19 protein-coding genes and 1 pseudogene are annotated in these 20,775 nt (G+C 55.6%); 12 read left to right on the plus strand and 8 right to left on the minus strand.

Translation table 11 applies throughout. The features are described from left to right. Positions 1–42: 42 nt before the first annotated feature. The 8 genes from SJY29_RS15240 to SJY29_RS15275 all read left to right on the plus strand — a co-directional run bounded on the left by SJY29_RS15240 (position 43) and on the right by SJY29_RS15275 (position 6,906). Positions 43–2,085, plus strand: coding sequence for a putative bifunctional diguanylate cyclase/phosphodiesterase (locus SJY29_RS15240; RefSeq protein WP_400084447.1), 2,043 nt, complete (start codon positions 43–45; stop codon positions 2,083–2,085). Between the two features lie 67 nt (positions 2,086–2,152). Beyond that, on the plus strand, positions 2,153–2,764 hold the full coding sequence (locus SJY29_RS15245) for a ribonuclease D (protein ID WP_400084450.1): 612 nt from the start codon (positions 2,153–2,155) through the stop codon (positions 2,762–2,764). After that, entirely contained in the window at positions 2,764–3,732 is a 969-nt protein-coding gene (locus tag SJY29_RS15250) for an SIS domain-containing protein (protein ID WP_400084453.1), read from the plus strand. The genes SJY29_RS15245 and SJY29_RS15250 overlap by 1 nt, the downstream gene beginning before the upstream one ends. 2 nt (positions 3,733–3,734) lie before the next feature. Continuing rightward, complete coding sequence (locus SJY29_RS15255) at positions 3,735–4,337, plus strand: hypothetical protein (RefSeq protein ID WP_400084456.1); 603 nt, start codon at positions 3,735–3,737, stop codon at positions 4,335–4,337. Between the two features lie 17 nt (positions 4,338–4,354). After that, the gene (locus SJY29_RS15260) at positions 4,355–4,840 is read left to right on the plus strand and encodes an LptA/OstA family protein (protein ID WP_400084459.1); all 486 of its coding nucleotides are present in this window, start codon (positions 4,355–4,357) and stop codon (positions 4,838–4,840) included. Next, on the plus strand, positions 4,840–5,601 hold the full coding sequence (gene lptB / locus SJY29_RS15265) for an LPS export ABC transporter ATP-binding protein (RefSeq protein WP_400084462.1): 762 nt from the start codon (positions 4,840–4,842) through the stop codon (positions 5,599–5,601). The genes SJY29_RS15260 and lptB overlap by 1 nt, the downstream gene beginning before the upstream one ends. A 235-nt stretch (positions 5,602–5,836) precedes the next feature. Continuing rightward, on the plus strand, positions 5,837–6,412 hold the full coding sequence (gene hpf / locus SJY29_RS15270; protein WP_110277704.1) for a ribosome hibernation-promoting factor, HPF/YfiA family: 576 nt from the start codon (positions 5,837–5,839) through the stop codon (positions 6,410–6,412). Positions 6,413–6,441: 29 nt separating this feature from the next. Then, the gene (locus tag SJY29_RS15275; protein WP_400084466.1) at positions 6,442–6,906 is read left to right on the plus strand and encodes a PTS sugar transporter subunit IIA; all 465 of its coding nucleotides are present in this window, start codon (positions 6,442–6,444) and stop codon (positions 6,904–6,906) included. Here SJY29_RS15275 and SJY29_RS15280 read toward each other — a convergent pair. The 7 genes and pseudogenes from SJY29_RS15280 to cysQ all read right to left on the minus strand — a co-directional run bounded on the left by SJY29_RS15280 (position 6,903) and on the right by cysQ (position 14,702). Further along, on the minus strand, positions 6,903–8,336 hold the full coding sequence (locus tag SJY29_RS15280) for a sulfotransferase family 2 domain-containing protein (RefSeq protein ID WP_400084469.1): 1,434 nt from the start codon (positions 8,334–8,336) through the stop codon (positions 6,903–6,905). The genes SJY29_RS15275 and SJY29_RS15280 overlap by 4 nt on opposite strands. Beyond that, the gene (locus SJY29_RS15285) at positions 8,333–10,036 is read right to left on the minus strand and encodes a beta-1,6-N-acetylglucosaminyltransferase (protein WP_400084472.1); all 1,704 of its coding nucleotides are present in this window, start codon (positions 10,034–10,036) and stop codon (positions 8,333–8,335) included. The genes SJY29_RS15280 and SJY29_RS15285 overlap by 4 nt, the downstream gene beginning before the upstream one ends. Beyond that, positions 10,033–10,991 (minus strand): annotated as a pseudogene (locus SJY29_RS15290) (glycosyltransferase family 2 protein). Before SJY29_RS15290 ends, SJY29_RS15285 begins: the two are co-directional and overlap by 4 nt. Positions 10,992–11,081: 90 nt before the next feature. After that, positions 11,082–12,092 (minus strand): glycosyltransferase family 2 protein, encoded by a 1,011-nt coding sequence (locus SJY29_RS15295; protein WP_400084475.1) that lies wholly within the window; start codon positions 12,090–12,092, stop codon positions 11,082–11,084. An 8-nt stretch (positions 12,093–12,100) separates the two neighbouring features. Beyond that, on the minus strand, positions 12,101–12,994 hold the full coding sequence (locus SJY29_RS15300; RefSeq protein WP_110277709.1) for a UTP--glucose-1-phosphate uridylyltransferase: 894 nt from the start codon (positions 12,992–12,994) through the stop codon (positions 12,101–12,103). A gap of 110 nt (positions 12,995–13,104) precedes the next feature. Next, positions 13,105–13,905, minus strand: coding sequence for a 3-deoxy-manno-octulosonate cytidylyltransferase (locus tag SJY29_RS15305; RefSeq protein ID WP_400084479.1), 801 nt, complete (start codon positions 13,903–13,905; stop codon positions 13,105–13,107). Continuing rightward, on the minus strand, positions 13,905–14,702 hold the full coding sequence (cysQ, locus tag SJY29_RS15310; RefSeq protein WP_400084482.1) for a 3'(2'),5'-bisphosphate nucleotidase CysQ: 798 nt from the start codon (positions 14,700–14,702) through the stop codon (positions 13,905–13,907). The genes SJY29_RS15305 and cysQ overlap by 1 nt, the downstream gene beginning before the upstream one ends. A gap of 169 nt (positions 14,703–14,871) precedes the next feature. Between cysQ and SJY29_RS15315 the strand changes: the two genes are divergently transcribed. The 4 genes from SJY29_RS15315 (at position 14,872) to radC (ending at position 19,780) form a co-directional block, all read left to right on the plus strand. Then, positions 14,872–15,645 carry an ABC transporter permease gene (locus SJY29_RS15315; protein WP_110278488.1) on the plus strand — a complete coding sequence of 258 codons (774 nt, stop codon included), beginning with the start codon at positions 14,872–14,874 and terminating at the stop codon, positions 15,643–15,645. Between the two features lie 205 nt (positions 15,646–15,850). Beyond that, the gene (gene dnaK / locus SJY29_RS15320; protein WP_110277712.1) at positions 15,851–17,755 is read left to right on the plus strand and encodes a molecular chaperone DnaK; all 1,905 of its coding nucleotides are present in this window, start codon (positions 15,851–15,853) and stop codon (positions 17,753–17,755) included. A 73-nt stretch (positions 17,756–17,828) separates the two neighbouring features. Next, positions 17,829–18,971 (plus strand): molecular chaperone DnaJ, encoded by a 1,143-nt coding sequence (dnaJ, locus tag SJY29_RS15325; RefSeq protein WP_400084487.1) that lies wholly within the window; start codon positions 17,829–17,831, stop codon positions 18,969–18,971. Positions 18,972–19,012: 41 nt separating this feature from the next. After that, the gene (gene radC, locus SJY29_RS15330) at positions 19,013–19,780 is read left to right on the plus strand and encodes a DNA repair protein RadC (protein WP_400084489.1); all 768 of its coding nucleotides are present in this window, start codon (positions 19,013–19,015) and stop codon (positions 19,778–19,780) included. Here the strand turns inward: radC and SJY29_RS15335 are convergent. Continuing rightward, positions 19,777–20,769 carry a hypothetical protein gene (locus tag SJY29_RS15335; protein WP_400084492.1) on the minus strand — a complete coding sequence of 331 codons (993 nt, stop codon included), beginning with the start codon at positions 20,767–20,769 and terminating at the stop codon, positions 19,777–19,779. The genes radC and SJY29_RS15335 overlap by 4 nt on opposite strands. Positions 20,770–20,775 lie beyond the last annotated feature (6 nt).

The following is a 20,775-nucleotide window of genomic DNA, read 5'->3' on the forward strand; positions in this document are numbered from 1 at the left end:
CTCTCGGCGCATACTCGGCAGACAACGCTGCAGGGATGAAAAATGCGCTGGAAATCCAAACCGCTTGAGGTAGTCAGGCGGCCCTTCTTATTACGCAAGCCCGAGAGGCTTTGGGCGCACTACTGCTTAGCGCTCATGATTGTCCTGTGTCTCATCATCTTCAGCTATGTCCAGAACCGTGCCATGGTCGATCGGGGCCTATTAGCGGCGCAGGCCATCAAACGCAGCAATGGTCAAGTTCTGGCCGCCCAAGACATCATCGCGATATCCGACGGATTGGTTGGCGCCAATGCTGCGGATCTTGCCGAATTCGATTATGCCGTGCTGAATTATGAAGCCGTCTATGCCGACTTGCGGGCATCACAACCCAGCTGGCACCTTTTTGACGACAACCTTGTCAACGCAACCCAGCCCCTGCATCAGAAAACGATATCGTTCTTGGCTGTCGCCAAAGAATTTGCAGCGGCGCCTCCTGATCGGCGTTTCGGTCTGAACCTTCGCCTTAAGCAGGTCTACCAGCGAAGCGGCCTGAACGACGATCTGCTTGAAGTGTCACGCGTCATCAGCGCAAGGTTCAAGGCCGAGGCAACCCGCTTCCAGATCCAACAGAAAGCCATGCTTCTGGCATCTGGTCTTGTCTTGCTTGCAGAAGCGCTTTTCATCTTCCGACCTGCGCAGATATCCGTGGTGTCCAGCTTAAAGTCGATGCGAAAGACCACCAACGAGCTGCGCACATCCCAAGAGAAGCTGAAGAAAATGAATGCGCAACTGGAACATATAGTGCGGCATGACCCGTTGACCGGTTTGCCAAACCGCCGCTCTCTGATCGAGTATCTTGACGGTATCAAGTTTGACAAACGGACCGATGAATGGAGCCTACTGCTCGTCGGTCTTGATGACTTTAAGTCGATCAACGACACAATCGGCCACGATTATGGTGACGCGCTTTTGATCGCTGTGAGCAATGCATTGAAGAGCTGTGTCGATTCTGAGCATCTGGTTGCACATGTCGGAGGCGACGAATTTGTTCTCCTCTCCAACGAAGCAAGCGAATACCTCATTAAACGGATTTTCGCATCATTGAATGAACCCTTTGAAATATCAGGGCGGCGCATTCCGGTTAAAGCCAGCATCGGATACCTCACGATTGATGGCTGTGGCAGTCAAACACATGATTTACTGGCCGATGCAGAGATCGCACTTCAGTTTGCCAAGAACACGGGTGGGAAGAAGGCACAGGCCTTTACCCAGCATCTGCGGGATGATCTTGGCATGATGCAACAACTGCAACTGGACCTGCCGGATGCAATCCGGAACGGCGAACTCGAACCGTGGTTTCAGCCACAAGTGCGCCTTTCAGACGGGAGGCTACATGGTGCCGAAGTCCTGGTGCGCTGGCGGCACCCCACCCGCGGACTACTCACCCCCGACATCTTTCTGCCTGCCGCTGAACGTGCCGGCATGATGATTGATCTTGACCACGCTGTCTGGAAATCGGCCATGGATCTGGCGCGCGGTTGGCAAGATGAAAAAGTTTGGCGGCCTCTTATCTCATTGAACGCAGCACCAGACACCATTTCCGATCCCTATCTGATCGAACGGTTTCTGCGCACGCTCCACCATTCCGGCCTTGATGCGGATCAGGTCGTGATCGAGGTGCTTGAAACGACCTTGATCAATGGCAAGGATGATCTCGCATCGATCAACATAGACAGCCTTGCAGAGTGTGGAATCTCACTCGAACTCGATGATTTCGGAACCGGCTATGCGTCGCTTTCAAAACTGACACAGCTGCCATTGGCGGGACTCAAGCTTGACCGGTCGCTGATTACCCCGCTGCCGGATCAGGCCGCGGACAGTGTCGTGCGCGCAATTCTGGCACTTGCCGCCGAACTCGGGCTGCATGTCGTTGCCGAAGGTGTTGAGGAAAACGCACAAGCAATACATCTCAGCGAGCGAGGGTGCGGTATCGGACAAGGCTATGGCTTTGGGAGGCCGATGCCACCCGCAGCGTTTACAACCTGGCTTTCTGCCAATGCCAAAAGCAAACTGAAAGCAGGGCCCGAAATCGCGAGGATCGCATGAAGCCCTTGAGGATTAGCCGCACAATCCGTATTTGACCCACAGCAGGCTGACCAGAAAAGGGCAATACATGGCCAACCACCTTTACAAGAACGATCTGCCGGACGGGCTTGATCTGGGCCCGATTGTCGCAATTGACTGCGAAACGATGGGATTGAACCCGCATCGTGACCGGCTGTGCCTGATCCAGATGTCCGGAGGCGACGGGGACTGCCATCTTGTTCAGGTCACCCTTGGCCAGACCGCTGCACCCAATCTTTGTGCAATGCTGGAAAACCCCGATGTGCTCAAACTCTTCCACTTTGGCCGCTTTGACATCGCCGCCCTCTTGAACGCCTTTGGCGCTTTAGCGGCCCCCGTTTACTGTACTAAAATCGCATCAAAGCTGGTGCGCACCTATACAGATCGTCACGGACTCAAGGTTCTGTTGCAGGATATGGTTGGCGTCGACATCTCAAAGCACCAACAGCAAAGCGATTGGGGCGCGCCCACATTGACCGAGGCGCAACTTGATTACGCCGCCTCAGATGTCCTTTATCTGCACCAACTGAAGGAAAAATTCGATATCCTGCTGGCCCGTGAAGGGCGCACCGAAATCGCGCAGGCCTGTTTCGATTTCCTGCCAACACGTGCCAGACTTGACTTGTCGGGTTGGCCCGAACTCGACATCTTTTCGCACTGATGGCCGATCATCAGAAATTCCTTGCCACAGCGCGGCGCGTTATCACGCAAGAGGCTGATGCGCTGACCATTCTGGCCGACGGGTTGAGCGAGAGCTTTGGCGAGGCCGTTGCGCTTTTGTTGAATGCCAAGGGGCGCGTGATCGTCTCAGGCATGGGGAAATCAGGGCATATCGCCCGCAAGATCGCCGCAACCTTCGCCAGCACCGGCACGCCCGCACATTTCGTACACCCCGCCGAGGCAAGCCACGGTGATCTGGGCATGATGACGCGCGGTGATGTTGTGCTGGTGCTGTCCAATTCAGGTGAAACACCCGAACTCGCCGATCTTGTGGCCTATACGCGGCGCTTTGGCATCCCGATGATCGGTGTCGCCAGCAGGCCGGAAAGCACGCTTTTGCAACGCGCCGATGTCGCCATCGTTTTGCCCGCCCTGAAAGAGGCCTGCGGCACCGGTGTTGTGCCCACAACATCAACCACCATGACGCTTGCGCTGGGCGATGCCCTTGCAGTCGCGTTGATGGAACACCGCGATTTCACGCCGGAAAACTTCCGTGAATTCCACCCCGGTGGCAAACTGGGCGCGCAATTGTCCAAGGTCTCGGACCTGATGCATGTTGATAGCACTGTCCCTCTGGTCGCGGCGGAAACCCCGATGAGCGAGGCGCTTTTGGAGATCAGCCAAAAAGGGTTTGGCGTTGTTGGTGTTGTGGATCGTGACAAGCGCCTGATCGGGATCGTCACGGACGGGGACCTGCGGCGACATATGGCAGGCCTGCTGGATCACACAGCGGGTGAAGTCATGACCGCGCACCCTGCAACAGTCGCACCCGCCGCACTGGCAGAAGAAGCTGTCGCCATGATGAACGCAAAGAAGATTACCTGCCTGTTCGCGGTTGATCCAAACGGTGACGGCAAAGTGTCAGGGTTCCTGCATATTCACGACTGCCTGCGCGCCGGGATTGTCTAGCCTTGGGCCCGTCCGAACATCTCTATTCCCAGCTTGTTGGATGGGCGAAGATTATCCTCCCGCTCGGGGCTTTGGCACTGCTATCGACATTGTTCCTTTTTGCACGCTCAACACCGGATCAGGACGACATCACCGTCGCAACTGTCGAAGCGATTGCCCGCGAACAGCGCGTCTCTGCGCCAGAGTTTTCCGGTGTGACCGACGATGGCGCCGTGATCGTCATATCGGCGGCAACGGCGCGACCCGATACGGACCGCCCCGACACCATGAGCATCAATGATATGCGTCTGCGCATGGACAACGCAGATGGCAGCAGCGTTGAAGTGACTGCGACTGAGGGCGAGGTTGACGGGCGCGGCCAGATCGCCCGCTTTCTCGGCCTTGCAAGGCTGATCACGTCGGACGGGTATCAAATGGAAACCAACGGATTGATCGCAGAACTTTCGACAGGACGCATTACATCTGACGGCCTGTTGGAAATCCGCGCCCCGTTCGGGGACCTGACCGCCGGAAAAGTCACATTTCAGTCGGCTGTAGACGGCAAAGCACAGGAGATACTGTTCACTGACGGCGTCCGCCTGCTATATAACCCGCAAACACCGTGATGAAGGACACTGCATCTATGCTGAAACAGATCGCATTTTGCGCAGCTCTTTCTCTGACCGTGCCGGCAACTGCCTATGCCCAGACCAACATCAATCTGGGTGGCATGGAGGTTGATACAAGCGCGGCCGTCGAGTTGACCGCCGATAGTCTTTCGATTGATCAGGCCAGCGGCACCGCCGTCTTTGATGGAAACGTGATGATCGTGCAGGGCGATCTGCGCCTGACGGCAGGCCGCGTCGAGGTGATCTATGGTGCGGATACTTCGGAAATCGCGCGCCTTCTTGCATCTGAAGGCGTGACCTTTGTGACCGCCGATGAAGCCGCGGAAGCGCAGCAGGCCGATTATGACATTGCCAGCGGCCTTTTGGTGATGACAGGCGATGTGCTGTTGACGCAGGGGCCCAGCGCAATTTCAGCAGGGCAGATGACGATCAATGTCACGGATGGTACCGCCACAATGGAAGGGCGGGTACGCACCGTTCTTCAACAAGGTGGCAACTGATGCCTGAAGCGCCTCAACTCAGCATCAAGGAAGGTGACGTCGGGCTGCACATCGTCAATCTACGCAAGAGCTATCGCAAGCGGCCGGTGATCCGCGATGTAAGCATTGACCTTGGGCGGGGTGAAGTCGTGGCCTTGCTTGGTCCGAATGGTTCGGGAAAAACGACCTGCTTTTATTCAATTGCAGGGTTGGTTACCCCCGAGGGCGGCCGCGTGATTATTGATGGCCGTGATGTGACGACCCTGCCAATGTACCGTCGAGCCCAGCTTGGGATAGGGTATCTGCCACAGGAAATGTCGATCTTTCGCGGCATGTCGGTCGAGGACAACATCATGTCGATCCTTGAAATCGCGGTTCCCGACAAACACCGCCGCAGAGAGCGGCTGGAAGAACTCTTGTCCGAATTCTCGATCGAACACCTGCGCCGCGCCTCGGCGATGGCACTTTCGGGTGGTGAACGCCGGCGGGTCGAGATCGCGCGCTGCCTTGCCGCCGGGCCCAAATATGTCCTGCTGGACGAACCTTTTGCCGGCGTTGACCCGATCGCAGTTGGCGAAATCCGGCATCTGGTGGCAGACCTCAAGAACCGCGGCATCGGCGTTTTGATCACAGACCATAACGTGCAGGAGACGCTTCAGATCGTTGACCGCGCCTATATCCTGCACGATGGCAAAGTCCTGATGAGCGGCACCACCCAAGAGGTGATCCAGGACGAAAACGTCCGCCGCGTCTATCTTGGGAACAACTTCCGCGTAAACTGATTCTTTTGCGCCGTTAATCTTTGCATCATTGACAACTGAGCACGATTCATCGCCAAATAGAGGTGATGACAAACCCGTTTTCTTTCCCCGCATGTATGCCGGCCAACCGCCGACCGATGTGGATAAGGTTAACGATAACGGGGTGTTATCGTGATCCACTCATATAACTTTGCTTTGGTTTGCCGCAAAATCGGCAAAGATCCTTGTTCTGTTATGATCCAATAAAGGAGATACGATGCGTTACCAAATCAGTGGAAAACAAATCGACATTGGCGCAGCGCTACAAACTCATGTGCAGACTGAGTTGGCAGAAATTCTGAGCAAATATGCCGGGCGCCCAACTGAGGCTTATGTCGTGTTTTCAAAATCAGGCCACGAATATGTCTGTGAATCCGTGGTGCATCTTTCAACCGGTCTCAACGCGCAGGCAACGGGCAAAGCGAACGAGATTTACGCCGCTTTTGATGCAAGTGCCGAGAAAATGGACAAACAGCTGCGGCGCTATAAACGCCGTCTGAAGGATCACCACAAGGAACGATCACAGCCAGTTGAACTTTCGGACGCCGGATCATATATCCTCGAATCAAGAGAAGAGTCTGATGAGGATGGGCAAGACTCGGTCAATGCAATGATCGTTGCCGAGATGGAGACGAAAATTCCATCACTGTCTGTCGGTGAGGCGGTCATGCAGATGGAAATCGCCAGTGCTCCGGTATTGGTTTTCCGGAACGAGAAACATAACGGGGTGAACGTCGTTTATCGGCGGGACGACGGAAACATCGGATGGATCGACCCACGTAACTCGGGTTAGACCAACATATCAATTGAGAGACGCAATCAATGCAACTTGGCGATATTCTGAAGGCGAGTGCTGTAAAGACTATTTCATCTTGCACCAGCAAGAAGCGTCTCTTTCACGATCTGGGCGAACTTGCTGAAGCCAGCTATGGCATCAGCGCGTCCAGCGTGATCGAAGCATTGATGGATCGCGAAAACCTTGGGCCAACAGGTGTGGGCCAAGGTATCGCGCTGCCTCATGCGCGCATGGCAGAGGCCAAAAGTGTTTTTGGCCTGTTCCTGCGTCTTGAAAAGCCGTTGGATTTCGATGCGGTTGACCGTCAGCCTGTGGACCTTGTTTTCGCGTTGATCGCCCCCGAGGATGCAGGTGTTGAACACCTCAAGGCGCTGGCATTGGTCTCACGCACGCTGCGCAATACGTCGGTTTGCGCTAAACTCCGCGCCAATCAGGATGCCAATACGCTACATACAATCCTGACTGCGGTCGAATCGACGCAGGCAGCCTAGCGCCAGTTTCCAAACCCGAAAGCCGCATAGTCGCGCGCATATGCGTCGCGCGCTGCCGCTTCGAGCGCAGGATCATAAATCGCCGCGAGCCGCCCTTCCCACCGATGCGCCGTGTCCCCCAGCTTCGGTGATTGCGCCAGACCGACCTGCCGCGCCACAAAGCCAAGGTCTTCGGCCAGTGTTTCCTCGCGCAAGATATGATCCGGCAAGGCGAACTGCGCCATACCTTGCAAGAGCGTCAGTTGGCTGGCCCATGACGGATCAACGCGAATGCTGGTCTGTCCTGCGAGGTTTGTTTTGAGGAAATCCAGAAAACCTCCGAAGGCACGCCGGTGATCCGCGTCCGAATAGGTGCCGGGGTCAGCAAGGTCCGGCGCCACCTGAGGCAGCGCAAGCTTATGCACCCTGATCAGGTTCGCACGAATTTCCGGCAGGCTTTGCGGACCATCAAGCAAAATCCGGTCACAAAACGCAGCATGTGCACGGGCAAGCGGATGCCGCAACACCGCAAAGCTGCGGTGTGTTTCATGGGTCTCCTGCCACATCCGCAGCGACTTTTGCGTGAACTTCCGGATCAGCGCCTCGGGCTGCGCATGATCCAGATCGGCCAGCCATTGCCGCACGGCTTTGTCCGGACCGGACCGCAACGGCATATATAAAACACCCGACTGCGGTGCAGCCACATAAGTCGGGATCGCAGGACCACGGTTCGGTTCAAAATGCGGGGTCCGCCCCAGATCAAAGCGATCAAGGCGCGCCAAGGCAGATGTCATCTCATCATAGTTACTTACCCGTTCCTCAAGAGGCGCGGGGTTCTGCTTTTTGAGCTTTTTGTTCACATTCGACAACCGCGCATCGCAGCCAAGAAATTGCGCCAACCCGTTCAGTACGTCCAGATCACGGAGGTCGTCATAGCTGATATAGAACGCGGTTTGCCCGCTGGTCTGGAGCGCCCTTTGGATCCGCACCTGAAAGCTCTGAATTGCTTCAAGATGTGCCTCGAACGCGGCCGGATCAAATGTGATAGATGTCGATTTCGAATGCGTGGCATTTGTCAGTTTCCACTGCCCCGTCGTCTGCGCAATTTTCCAGCTGACGAAGCTATCCAGCGGATTGCGTGTCAGGATAATCTTCGCGCAGCGCGGATCCTCAATACAGGTATTCAGAATGCGCGGATCATGGTCGTGAAAGAAACGAAATCCCGCCAAAGTGTCGCTTTCCTTGATCTTCCCGAGCAAGGCAAAGGGATCTTTTTCGCGGGCAACCCTGTCAATGCCAAGCAGAGCGTCAGTCTTGGGATAGCCTACAAAAGACGGGTTGAATGCCTCACCGTGGCAGGTGACGCCATCAAGCATATTGATGTTGGCCTCCAGAAGGTTGGACCCGGTCCGCATTTCCGCCAGCAAAATGAAATAGTCGAACCTACTCATTTCCCGCTAATCACATAGGGTTTGCGCCGCGCCACCGGTTTGGCCGCTGGTGCGTTGCCAACAGTGATATCCCCGGTCAGGAAGGGGTGCATACCCTGATTCTTCAGCTCTTGGAGATAATCCGGCAGACCCGTCAGATCGCGCATTTTGGGGGCCTCCTTGATGGCAAGTCCACGGTGCCCCGCGATCTCGTCAATGATCGTTTGCAGCACCACCATTGGCGCTTCGATAAACTGGGCCAATGTCATGATCTTGATCCGCGCCCGCGCGTCAGGGGATCGCAGCACCTTGAGAAATTTATCCTCGATGCGTTGCAGGCGCGCCGCCTCTGCCCGCACCTCGCTCGCCGAGCGGCCAGAGCAGAAAAGCGGGATCGACCAGGCCCCTGACACCACCCAGATGCTGGCCTGTGTGTCCTTAGCCAGGGTCCAGCCGATCTCTTGGGTATCGGCGGGGCCGAACTGAAAGCAATGGTGACTGTCGCGGCCGTTCCAGATCAGATTGCTCAGGAACATTTTGCCGTTGTAGTCGCGAAGCCGCGCATTGTCAGACATGCAGCCGCGGTAAACCTCGGCCTCATCCGCAAAATGCGCACGGTCCTTTGCATAAAGATGCCCGTGCACCACAGCACCCGTTTGCTGCGTCAGCCATGACTGGAAATCGGGGAAGATATCATCAAAGCCCTGCAACACTGCATAAGGGGCGGCTGCAATGCTGGTTTGGCGGTCGATGCTCGGAAAACGGCTTTGCATAAAAAGGCCCTGCCGCCCCAATGTACGCCGGTCAACCGCTTGTGCAAAAACGCGGTCTACCGTGCCCGAGTTGGGTTCTACTGCTTGGCGCAGGGGATCTTCCGATGCCGGAAAGGTATTGAACAAAAGATCGGCATCTCGCCAGATTTTCCGCGCCACAAAGCACTTCGAGCGCTGCAAAAGTTCAACGTGATCGTCAAAAAAGATGTGCGGTTTGCCCTGAAAATCAAACTTCGCAAGGGTGAGTGAGCGGCTTTCGATCTTGCGCGAATGAAACCGCGCCAGGGTCTGATAGTAGCTTTCATCAGGGATCCAGACCTTGCGGAAATACGCGTCATTAGTCCCACGGTTCGGGTCGCGCAAGATCGCGTCAAGCGTTTGACGTGTCAGGCACCACCACTGCGAACCCATGTGGGGCACAACACCTTCTGGAATGCGGCGTTTATACCCAACTGCCTGCTGCAACTTCACAAAGGCATCAAACAGTCTGCGGTGCTTTTTCCAAGCAAAGGGAAACCGCAGCGTGAAACGTTCACGATCCAGACCACCGACTGTCCAAGGAACATCCGCTGTTGTCGCGCTTTCAACGAAGTCCGTGTCAGGGTGTGCATCCAGATAGCACCGCAACTCTGCAATCGGGCGCAACGGAAGACAGGCGCCAGAGGCCAGAAACACGTGCTGAACCTCCGGGAATTCTTCGAGCAAAAGCGTCGCGGCTTCTTGGGATGCGGCCACCAACCCCCAAGTGCCCCATTCGCAGCGGTGCCGTGCGCAAAACCGGACATCGGGCAGGTCCGCCAAAGACCCGACAAAGCGGTCATAGGTCTGCGATGGCACATTGCTGTCGACGTGGACAACAACGGGACAACCGGCTCCGGCCCAATGGCGCACCATCTGTTCGGCGCGGTCAAAGGCTGTGTGGACCAGCATAATGACACCCAAGCTCATGCCCAGTTCCCCTTGGACATCAGGCCCAAGACCTCAAGCTGTCGCCAGTTGATGTATTGCTCGCTCCACTGGCACCATAAATCCGGGTCGGCACCATGCCGTTCTGCATAGGTCTTATATTCGCGCCCGCCTTTGTAGTGCTCGGCGCGCGTGGCCTCTTCAGCGGCACGGTCACCGAAGGTGTTCAGGAATTTTGCGTGCAGCAAGATACCGGATGTCTTTTCCCCCCCTGCTGATCGTAAACGAGGTTCAATCCGCGCGGCAGCATCATATGGGTCGAGCTGACATAGGCATAGGGGCGCCGCCATTTCACAAAAGGGACTTTGTTCAGTGCCGGCGCCTGCTTTGGCTTGCTGGCAAAGAAACTGCGCGCGCGCGGTCCACCCTGTATCCAGAGGTTTTTCAGCAGCTTGTTCTGGGTCATGAAATAATTGCCCGGATCGAACCAGTTGGCGGTTTGAAACGGATCATCGCCGCGCCGATAAGTCGTCTGCCCTACCGGTCCTTTGGGGTACATATCCAGCAACATCGCACCGAAGGACCGGACATCAGACGCGTCCAGCCAGTCTGCCAAGGCGCGGATAGGCCGTGTGTCGCAGAACGGATAGACAAAGAACTCATCCACATCGACAGTCAGCGCCCAATGCCCGTGCCCGTATTTGCCTTGCAAATATGTCAGCCAATCAACGCCATAGCGCGCCTCGCCGTAAGGCGCATCGGTACGCCACAAAGACACGTCAGGCTGTTCACGGGCGAAATCGCTTCCTGCGTCCTCGCTCCCGTTGTCGATCATCAGGAAATGATTGATCCCGAGCTTGCGGTAGTAATCAAAGAAAAATGGCAGGCGGATGTCTTCGTTGCGGAAGGTGCAGAAAAGCAAGACGTCATTGGGTGCGATATCTTTCGTCCTGTCCGACACCGCGACAAGTTCCCGCCCCTTACGCAGCGCGCGCATGCGCAGGCGTTTCCGCTGCCACCGCAAACGATATGACGTCAAAATGCTCACAATAGCTGTGCCCTGTTTCGTCTTTTTCCCGCCTGCATATCAGACCCAGCGCCCCTTTGACATCAGCCCCAGTGCGGTCAGTTGCGCATCACCATTATACCGACAGGACCCTTCATACCAGAAATCCGGATTTTCGGTCAGGTGCTGATGATAATCCTGATAAAGTACCGTGTTTTGAAAATGCTGCCCCCGTTCAAGCTCTTCCGCAGACTTTGCCCCGATCATCGGCAGGAACTTGGTGTGGAGCAAGACACCGCTCGCTTTGCTGTTACCTTCAAAATCAAAAACATCGTGCAGGCGGGTCGGCAATATCTGATGGGTTGAACTGACATAGGCATAGCGCCACGACCAGCGCACGAGTGGCGTTTTATTCAACGTTGGCGCGCGCGCAGGTTCGTTTGCAAAGAATACGCGGTCACGGACACCGCCCTGTATCCACAGGTTGCCGTAATAATGGTGTAGCTGATGGCGATAATTATCGGCGTCAAACCATGCCAGAGTCTTGGTCGGATCGTCGCCGGGCACATAGGGCGCGTCCTCAAGCGGTCCTTTGGGGTAGAGGTCCAACAACAATGCGCCAAGAGAGGCGTGACCCTGTCCGTCCAGCCATGTTGTCAGTGCTTTCAGATCGCGGGTTTCATGATCTGGATAGATCAAGAGTTCATCCGCATCGACGGTCAGACACCAATGGCCATTGCCGTAATGCCATTGCAGCCACCCCAGCCAATCCATGCCGAAACGGGCAAGGCGATAGCTTTGCGTGGTTGTCCAGACTGATACATCGGGCTGCCGGGCCAGATACTCGGCCGTACCATCATCGCTGCCATTATCGACGATCAGAAAGTGATCGACGCCAAGTCTGCGGTAGTGGTCCAGAAAATATGGCAGGCGGACAATTTCATTCCGGACGGTCGCAAAGCAAAGGATCCCATCAGGCCGGATCTGGCCCGTGCGATCTACAGCAACAGAAATTTCATGACGCTTGCGCCAGATGCGAAACAGGAAGCGCCGCCGCTTCCATCGCAGGCGATACGCATGCCAAAGGTCCATTTGCGGCCCTACTGTGCGGCCTGCTTTGTTGCATGCATCTGCGCCAGAAATTCCGCGAACTCATCACGCAACTCCTCGCGCGCAAGTGCAAAGGCAACGGTCGCCTGCAGGAAACCGGCCTTGGACCCGCAATCATAGCGCTGCCCGTCAAAGCGATAGCCGAACACATTGCGGCCCGCGCTGATCTCTTCGGCAATCGCATCTGTCAACTGGATTTCGCCACCGGCACCGCGCCCGATCTTATCAAAATTAGCAAGAACCTGCGGCGTCAGAATATAGCGGCCGATCACCGCCAGATTGGATGGTGCAGTGCCCGCGGCGGGTTTTTCCACCATCCCCTTGGCCCTGACAATCGGACCGTCTTGCGCTGCGATATCAAGCACACCGTAAGATGCGGTCTGCGCTGGTGAAACTTCCATCGCAGCCACCATCGCGCCACCGGTTTCCTGATAAGCCTCGACCATCTGCTGCAGACAGGGTTTTTCGGCTGCAATCACATCGTCGGGCAAAATAACCGCAAAGGGCTCATCCCCGATCAGCTTGCGTGCGCATGACACGGCATGACCAAGGCCCAGCGCCTTGTGCTGGCGCAGATAGGCGATCGTGCCGCTTTCCATGTTGGTACTGCGCAGGATTTCCAAAAGCTTGGTTTTTCCCGAAGCTTCCAATGCGGCTTCCAGATCAGGGGCAAGGTCAAAGTAGTCCTCAAGTGCCGACTTTCCGCGCGATGTGACAAAGATAAAGTCTTCGATACCAGCCGCGCGCGCCTCATCAATCGCATATTGAATCAACGGGCGGTCGACCAAGGTCATGATTTCCTTGGGTACGGATTTTGTCGCCGGTAGAAACCGCGTGCCAAGCCCCGCGACGGGAAAAATGGCTTTTGATACTTTTCTATCCATGACTCTACCCTCGATACCTAAAAATGCTGATGTAACTGCCGATATTGGCCACATTAAGACGGGAAACGTGAAATTTCTGCGACCCGGCCTAGCCAGTCTTCATAAAAAACTTACTCATGCCCCATTTCTTTGAGCATTTCTTCAATACGCGGAACATCTTCGGGGTTATTCAATTCCCAAAACTGCCTGCCCTTGGCTGCGACTTCCACACAAAGCATGGGAACACCACGTTCAAGAAAACGCAACTGCTCTAACCCTTCCAGTTGCTCTAGTGGTCCGGCGGGCCACTGTGGATAGGACTTGAGCGCATCCGGACGGTAGGCATAGACGCCAACATGGTGGAAAACCGGTGTTTCATCCGCATCGCCGTAGGTTTTTCCGGTGTAGGGAATCACCTCTTTCGAGAAATAGAGTGCGTTGTTGTCCGCACCAAAGACGGCCGTGGTCCCGCCAACGCGTCCTTCGCGGCGGTCCTGCAACAGCCCGTTCAACGCACGCCCTTCGGTCCGCAAAACAGGGGTCGCGACATCTGCTGATGGATTGTCACGCAGGCCTTGCACCAGATCCTCGATGAACCAAGCCGGGGTCAACGGGGCATCGCCCTGCAGGTTCACCACGATGTCATAGTCTTCACCCAAGTTCACAAGCGTCTCTGCGCAACGCTCGGTCCCGTTCTGGCAGGTGGTCGACGTCATCACGACCTCGGCACCAAAGGCTGCACAGGCCTCGGCAATGCGCGCGTCATCGGTCGCCACGACCACCTTGTCGATACCTGCCACCCCGCAAGCCGCATCCCATGACCGGCGGATCAGGCTCTTGGCCTCACCACTCGCGCCTTTCAGCGTGACAAGCGGTTTGCCGGGATAGCGCGTTGACGCGTACCGTGCGGGAATGACGATGATGACGGACATTACGGTTTCTCCAGTACGACACCCGGGGCGTAGGCGATGAAGAAGGGGTTTTCAAATGCAGGTTTTCCATACTGCAAGGGCGTATGGTCATCAAAGCGGACAACTTGGCCACCTGCACCATTCAAGACCGCATGACCCGCTGCCGTGTCCCATTCCATCGTGCGGCCAAGGCGCGGATAAAGATCGGCTTCACCGGTCGCTACCAAACAGAATTTCAGGGACGAACCGGCGCTCTTCATATCGGCAGTCGCATATTTGCTGATATAGTCGTCAGTCGCTTGATCGCGGTGGGACTTTGATGCGACGACGAGCAGCGCGTCATTATCAGGTTTGGACACTTTGATTGGCGTGGTCTTACCCTGTTTTTCCAAGTTGAACGGGCCTTGCTCTTCGACAGAGGTACCTTGGGCATCCGTGTAAAAGAGGCGCCCTCTCGCAGGGGCATAGACAATGCCGCGCACCGGCACCCCATCTTTGACGTAGGCAATGTTCACAGTGAAATCGCCGCGACGTTTGATGAATTCCTTTGTGCCGTCCAGCGGATCAACAATCAGAAATGTGCGGGCCGAAACCTTATGCGAAGCGGCCTGCTCCTCGGTGACCAAAGGGATATCGGGGAAAGCTGCGCGCAGACCTGCGCTAATGATCGCATCTGCAGCTTCATCCGCGACAGTCACGGGGCTTTCATCACTCTTTGAGCGGACTTCAAAATCCTCCCCGTCATAGATTTCCATGATCTTGTCACCAGCCGACAATGCAAGTTCGCGCGTGACTTTGGTGAGTTCTTCAAAATCCATCAAATGTTACCTGTCATCAAAAAGCCCTGTTCGGGCTGTTTATGATGTTTCGCCACGCGATCAGCAAGGTTATCGTCGTAACAAGTAAAACAGCGCCTTCACCCAGCGAAACGGACCGCCGATGTTCCAGACACCGATCTATAGAAGCAAGACAAGCGGTTTGTTTGGCATGCTTGAGGTGACGTATCACACGATTGTCCGCAATGCGCGCAGCGGGCATCGCAATGCCGTCATCGGAATGGTTCTGAACCTGATTCAGGGCCTGACAATGATCGTGGCGTTCTTTCTGTTCTTCCAGATCCTCGGGCTCCGCAGCTCTCCGATCCGCGGCGACATGATGCTCTACATTATGAGCGGGATTTTTGTTTATCTGACACATATCAAAGCCGTGGGCGCCGTTATGGGCGCGGGTGGACCGACATCTCCGATGATGCTGCACCGGCCGATGAATACGATTATCGCGATCCTGGCAGCGGCATTTGCGTCGCTTTACACGCAAATCTTCACGCTGGTTGTGATCCTGTCAGTCTACCACATCGCATTCACGCCGATCACAATCCATGATCCTGTCGCCGCAATGGGCTTTTTCCTGATGGCCTGGTTTTCGGGCTGTGCGGTCGGCATGATCTTTCTTGCACTCAAGCCGTGGTTTCCGCGGTTCACGGCGATCGCCAAGACCATCTATACCCGCGTAAACATGATCGCTTCGGGCAAGATGTTTGTTGTGAATTCGCTTCCCGCATCAATGATGGCAATGTTTGACTGGAACCCCTTGTTCCACAATATCGACCAGATGCGCGGTGCTGTGTTCCTGCATTACAACCCGCAGTTCACGAGCGTCGAGTATCCTATTTATTTGTCGCTCGTCCTGATCATGATCGGTCTGATGGGCGAATTTTTCGGGCGCCAGCACGTCTCTATAAGCTGGTCTGCCGGCAGATAGGCAAAACAAGCGTTATCTATGCCGAAAAAACCGGCGATTTAGCCTTCTCGGTGCACCCCAGATGCTTGCAGCCCCAATATCGCACCCCTATATACGCTGAGATCGAAGTCGAGCGGAGCAATCGCAGACTTCAGACTGGAAACTGGCGCGGGTGCCGAAACGGGTTCGCGCTGCTCAAACCGCCTAAAGTAGAGGGATTTGAAAAATGGCCAAAGTTATTGGTATCGACCTGGGAACCACGAACTCCTGTATCGCCATCATGGATGGTGCAAAGCCGCGTGTTATCGAAAACTCTGAAGGTGCGCGTACAACGCCATCCATCGTTGCGTTCACAGATGATGAACGCCTTGTTGGTCAGCCGGCAAAGCGCCAAGCTGTCACCAACCCCGAGAATACAATCTTTGCCGTCAAGCGTCTGATCGGTCGCCGGTTCGACGACAAGGACCTTGCCAAAGACAAAAAGAACATGCCGTTCAATGTGATCAACGGCGGCAACGGTGACGCATGGGTCGAGGCCAAGGGTGAGAAATACTCCCCAAGCCAGATCTCTGCCTTTATCCTTGGCAAAATGAAAGAAACCGCCGAGAGCTATCTTGGCGAAGAAGTAACGCAAGCCGTTATTACCGTCCCTGCCTACTTTAACGACGCCCAGCGTCAGGCCACAAAGGACGCCGGTAAAATCGCCGGTCTGGAAGTGCTGCGGATCATCAACGAACCGACAGCTGCTGCCTTGGCCTATGGTCTGGACAAAAAAGACAGCAAGACAATCGCCGTCTATGACCTTGGCGGTGGTACATTCGACGTGACCATTCTGGAAATCGACGACGGCCTGTTCGAAGTGAAATCCACCAACGGTGATACGTTCCTTGGTGGTGAAGACTTTGACATGCGCATCGTCAACTACCTTGCAGACGAGTTCAAGAAAGAGAACTCGGTCGATCTGACCAAGGACAAGATGGCGTTGCAGCGTCTGAAAGAAGCCGCCGAGAAAGCCAAGATCGAGCTGTCCTCGTCTTCCAGCACCGAAATCAACCAGCCGTTTATCTCGATGGGCTCGAACGGCCAGCCGCTGCACATGGTCATGAAGCTGACACGTGCAAAACTGGAAAGCCTTGTTGGTGACCTGATCAAGGCGTCACTGAAGCCTTGTAAAGACGCGATCAAAGACGCGGGCCTGTCCACATCCGACATCGACGAAGTCGTGTTGGTCGGTGGTATGACACGCATGCCGAAAGTGAAGGAAGAGGTTGCCAAGTTCTTTGGCAAGGAAGCCCACCAAGGCGTGAACCCTGACGAAGTGGTTGCCATGGGTGCTGCCATTCAGGCCGGTGTTCTGCAGGGTGACGTCAAAGACGTGGTTCTTCTCGACGTGACACCGCTTTCGCTGGGTATCGAAACGCTCGGTGGTGTGTTCACACGCCTGATCGACCGCAACACGACGATCCCGACCAAGAAGTCTCAGGTCTTCTCGACTGCCGAAGACAACCAGAACGCCGTGACACTGCGTGTGTTCCAGGGTGAACGTGAAATGGCCGCAGACAACAAGATGTTGGGCCAGTTCAACCTTGAAGATATCCCGCCAGCACCACGCGGCATGCCACAGATCGAAGTGACCTTCGACATCGACGCCAACGGTATCGTTGAAGTCGGCGCCAAAGACAAAGGCACCGGCAAAGAGCAGAAGATCACGATCCAGGCCTCTGGCGGTTTGTCCGATGAGGATATCGAAGCAATGGTCAAGGACGCCGAGGCAAACGCCGAGGCCGACAAGGAACGCCGTGAGCTTGTGGATGCGAAAAACCAGGCTGAGAGCCTGATCCACTCGACCGAAAAGTCGATGGAAGAGCATGCAGACAAGGTTGATCCAACCACGATCGAAGCGATCGAGTTGGCGATTGCCGCGCTCAAGGATGATCTGGAAGGCGACAAAGCCGACAAGATCAAGTCCGGCATCCAGAACGTGACCGAAGCAGCCATGAAACTGGGCGAGGCGATCTATAAGTCTCAGCAAGAGGCAGACGGCGAAGTAGAGCCGGATGCACCGGGTGCAGACGAAGAAATCCTTGATGCGGATTTCGAAGATCTGGGCGACGACAAGCGTGACAACTAAGGCCGCGCGCCTCTGACATGTGACCGGCCCTTGAACTGGGCCGGTCTTTGTCATTCCCAAGGGGGAACTTATCATGGCAAAACGTGACTATTACGAAGTGCTTGGTGTTGCCAAAGGCGCCGATGCTGCCGAGATCAAGAAGGGCTATCGCCAAAAGGCGAAAGAGCTCCACCCTGATCGCAATGCCGACAATCCCAATGCCGAAGCCCAGTTCAAAGAGGCCAATGAGGCCTATGAAGTTCTGAAGGACCCGAACAAGAAAGCCGCCTATGACCGCTATGGTCATGCCGCGTTCGAAAACGGTATGGGCGGCGGTGGCGGTGGGCCACGCGGCGGACAAGGTGACTTTGGCAGCGCATTCTCTGACGTGTTCGACGATCTCTTTGGTGATTTCATGGGTGGTCGCGGTGGCGGTAGACGCAATGCGGCCCAGCGCGGCAATGACTTGCGGTATAACCTCCGGATCAACCTTGAAGATGCGTTTTCAGGGATGCAGAAGACAATCACTGTCCCAACGGCTGTAAGCTGTGGGTCTTGTAAGGGAACTGGCGCCGAAGGCGGCTCGGAACCGCAGACCTGCCCTACATGTTCCGGCATGGGCAAAGTCCGCGCGCAGCAGGGTTTCTTTACGGTCGAACGGACCTGTCCGACATGTTCCGGCATGGGCCAGACCATCAAGGATCCTTGCCGGACCTGCCACGGCCAAGGCCGTGTCGAGAAGGAAAAGTCGCTATCTGTGAACATTCCAGCCGGTGTTGAAACCGGTACACGCATCCGTCTCGCCGGTGAGGGCGAAGCAGGGATGCGCGGTGGACCAACAGGTGACCTTTATATCTTTATCGAAGTGCAGAACCATGCGCTTTTTGAACGGGAAAACACAAACCTCTACTGCCGTGTTCCCGTTTCTATCGCGACCGCCGCTTTGGGTGGCGAAATTGAGGTGCCTACGATTGACGGTGGCCGCAGCCGCGTCAAGGTGCCCGAAGGATCGCAATCCGGTCGGCAAATGCGTCTGCGTGGCAAGGGCATGCCTGCCCTGCGTGGTGGTGGCATCGGTGATATGTTCATCGAATTGGCTGTCGAAACGCCTGTGAAGCTCACCGCGCGCCAGCGTGAAATCCTCAAAGAGTTCGACCAGCTGAGCGAAGAGAACAATCCGCAAGGATCAAGCTTTTTCGACACAGTCAAAAGCTTTTGGGACTCGATGAAGAGCTAGCATTAACCGCGCAGTAACCACTACTTCGGCAAAGTGATGATATGAATCACTTTGCCGAAACACCCTCTCTGTTTCCTGACAACGACGACGTGACCGAGGTTCTGCCGCTGACACCCGGCAAACTCCCGTCTTATGTGCGTGACCACCGCAAACGGTTGCGCGAACGCTTTCTGGCGGGCGGGGCTGATGCCATGCCGGATTATGAACTGCTTGAACTCGTGCTGTTCCGCGCGATCCCGCGCCAGGATGTCAAACCGCTCGCCCGGGCGCTGATTGATACCTTTGGCGACTTTAACCGCGTTCTTTCCGCACCTCTGGCCCAGCTTTCCGGCGTCAAGGGGGTTGGTGATGCCGTTCTGCTAGAACTCAAACTGGTCGAAGCGGCGGCACACCGCCTGTCGCGCTCAAAGGTCATGCAGCGCCACGTGCTTTCGAACTGGGATGCTTTACTGAACTATTGCCACACGACGATGGCGCACCGCGAAACCGAACAGTTTCGGATCCTGTTTCTCGATACCAAAAACACTGTCATCGCCGATGAGGAACAGGCAAAGGGCACGGTCGATCATGTGCCGGTCTATCCACGCGAGGTTGTGAAACGCGCGCTCGAACTGAATGCAAGCGCCCTTATCCTTGTGCACAACCACCCATCCGGTGATCCTACGCCATCAGAAGCCGATGTGCAGATGACACGGCAAATCACGAACGCCGCAATGGCGCTGAATATCACCGTGCATGATCATCTGATTATTGGAAAATCCAGCGAAACCAGCTTTCGGTCACTGGGTCTGTTTGACAGAACCAGCTAGTTCGAGACCACTGCAAGGTTTGTGAATTTGTTGCGGATCAAGGTCACTTCACCAACCTGATCACAGGCGGGCATCTGGAGCGTAATCTCTTTCACCACAAGAGTTTGGCCTGAATTGGTCTGGATCGTCCCTGCATCGACTTCCCGACCACAATTGGCGGCAGTCACAGTGACACCGACGCGCAGATCGACACCGCTGTTGCGGTTCATTTGACCTTCGGGAAAAGTGTAAACCTCGGCCTGAAAGGGAATTTCAGCCTCGGCTTCGCCCAAAAAGATGACAAAACCGTTTTTGCCCGCGCGGGTATCTTCGGCGTTGTGAAACGATGCCGACCAGACATGTCCGGGATCGCCGATCTGCGCACCGTTTTCCAGTGCATGAAGGCGCATGTTATCTGTCGTCGACCATTGCAGGACCGCACGGTCATATCGGCGCAATTCCGGAACAAAGATTTCGGATGATGCTTTGAGAATATTATCAAACGTCACTTCAAACTCGGCATTGGGGACAAGTGCAGGCATCAAAACCTGCGCATTGCCGCTTCGGTCTGTGGTTGCAGCGACGCGCAGGCCACTGTGCGACACAACAAAGGATTCGTTTGCGAGGCATGGGGATGAGACGCTCAGCGTGACCAGGGCTGCAAGCTCGCGGCGGGTATTGACGACAGTATCACAACCTGGCGTGGGTGTGGCCATGATGGATTGGAATCGTGGGGTGTCGAATTCCGTGTACACCGAATCAACCGCAACCACCCTTTTTGCATTGGCTGCATGGTCCAGAGGTGTTGTCACGATGTTTGGCACGCCAAAGACAGCCTGCCCATCTGCGTTGGTCGACAACATCAAGGAACGCGGCGCTTTATTGTAGTTTTCTTGTATGCTGGCACCGTCCATGTCCGGTGTCGTTTCACCATACTGTGCGACGAATCCAATCGACAGCGCCACGGTGAGCGTGGACGCAATTGTCTTGATTGTCTTTAAGCGAGACATCCCCAT

This window comes from Yoonia sp. R78084, assembly GCF_044595625.1.
GTDB lineage: Bacteria > Pseudomonadota > Alphaproteobacteria > Rhodobacterales > Rhodobacteraceae > Yoonia.

Excerpts from the sequence above, each read along its gene's own strand:
- SJY29_RS15315 (WP_110278488.1), top strand. The coding sequence starts at position 14,872 with ATGCTTGAGGTGACGTATCACACGATTGTCCGCAATGCGCGCAGCGGG.
- SJY29_RS15335 (WP_400084492.1), bottom strand. The coding sequence starts at position 20,769 with ATGTCTCGCTTAAAGACAATCAAGACAATTGCGTCCACGCTCACCGTG.
- SJY29_RS15250 (WP_400084453.1), top strand. The coding sequence starts at position 2,764 with ATGGCCGATCATCAGAAATTCCTTGCCACAGCGCGGCGCGTTATCACG.
- SJY29_RS15260 (WP_400084459.1), top strand. The coding sequence starts at position 4,355 with ATGCTGAAACAGATCGCATTTTGCGCAGCTCTTTCTCTGACCGTGCCG.
- SJY29_RS15240 (WP_400084447.1), top strand. The coding sequence starts at position 43 with ATGCGCTGGAAATCCAAACCGCTTGAGGTAGTCAGGCGGCCCTTCTTA.
- cysQ (WP_400084482.1), bottom strand. The coding sequence starts at position 14,702 with ATGGATTTTGAAGAACTCACCAAAGTCACGCGCGAACTTGCATTGTCG.
- SJY29_RS15280 (WP_400084469.1), bottom strand. The coding sequence starts at position 8,336 with ATGAGTAGGTTCGACTATTTCATTTTGCTGGCGGAAATGCGGACCGGG.
- dnaK (WP_110277712.1), top strand. The coding sequence starts at position 15,851 with ATGGCCAAAGTTATTGGTATCGACCTGGGAACCACGAACTCCTGTATC.
- SJY29_RS15285 (WP_400084472.1), bottom strand. The coding sequence starts at position 10,036 with ATGAGCTTGGGTGTCATTATGCTGGTCCACACAGCCTTTGACCGCGCC.
- SJY29_RS15275 (WP_400084466.1), top strand. The coding sequence starts at position 6,442 with ATGCAACTTGGCGATATTCTGAAGGCGAGTGCTGTAAAGACTATTTCA.
- SJY29_RS15300 (WP_110277709.1), bottom strand. The coding sequence starts at position 12,994 with ATGGATAGAAAAGTATCAAAAGCCATTTTTCCCGTCGCGGGGCTTGGC.
- SJY29_RS15295 (WP_400084475.1), bottom strand. The coding sequence starts at position 12,092 with ATGGACCTTTGGCATGCGTATCGCCTGCGATGGAAGCGGCGGCGCTTC.
- hpf (WP_110277704.1), top strand. The coding sequence starts at position 5,837 with ATGCGTTACCAAATCAGTGGAAAACAAATCGACATTGGCGCAGCGCTA.
- dnaJ (WP_400084487.1), top strand. The coding sequence starts at position 17,829 with ATGGCAAAACGTGACTATTACGAAGTGCTTGGTGTTGCCAAAGGCGCC.
- SJY29_RS15245 (WP_400084450.1), top strand. The coding sequence starts at position 2,153 with ATGGCCAACCACCTTTACAAGAACGATCTGCCGGACGGGCTTGATCTG.
- SJY29_RS15305 (WP_400084479.1), bottom strand. The coding sequence starts at position 13,905 with ATGTCCGTCATCATCGTCATTCCCGCACGGTACGCGTCAACGCGCTAT.
- lptB (WP_400084462.1), top strand. The coding sequence starts at position 4,840 with ATGCCTGAAGCGCCTCAACTCAGCATCAAGGAAGGTGACGTCGGGCTG.
- radC (WP_400084489.1), top strand. The coding sequence starts at position 19,013 with ATGAATCACTTTGCCGAAACACCCTCTCTGTTTCCTGACAACGACGAC.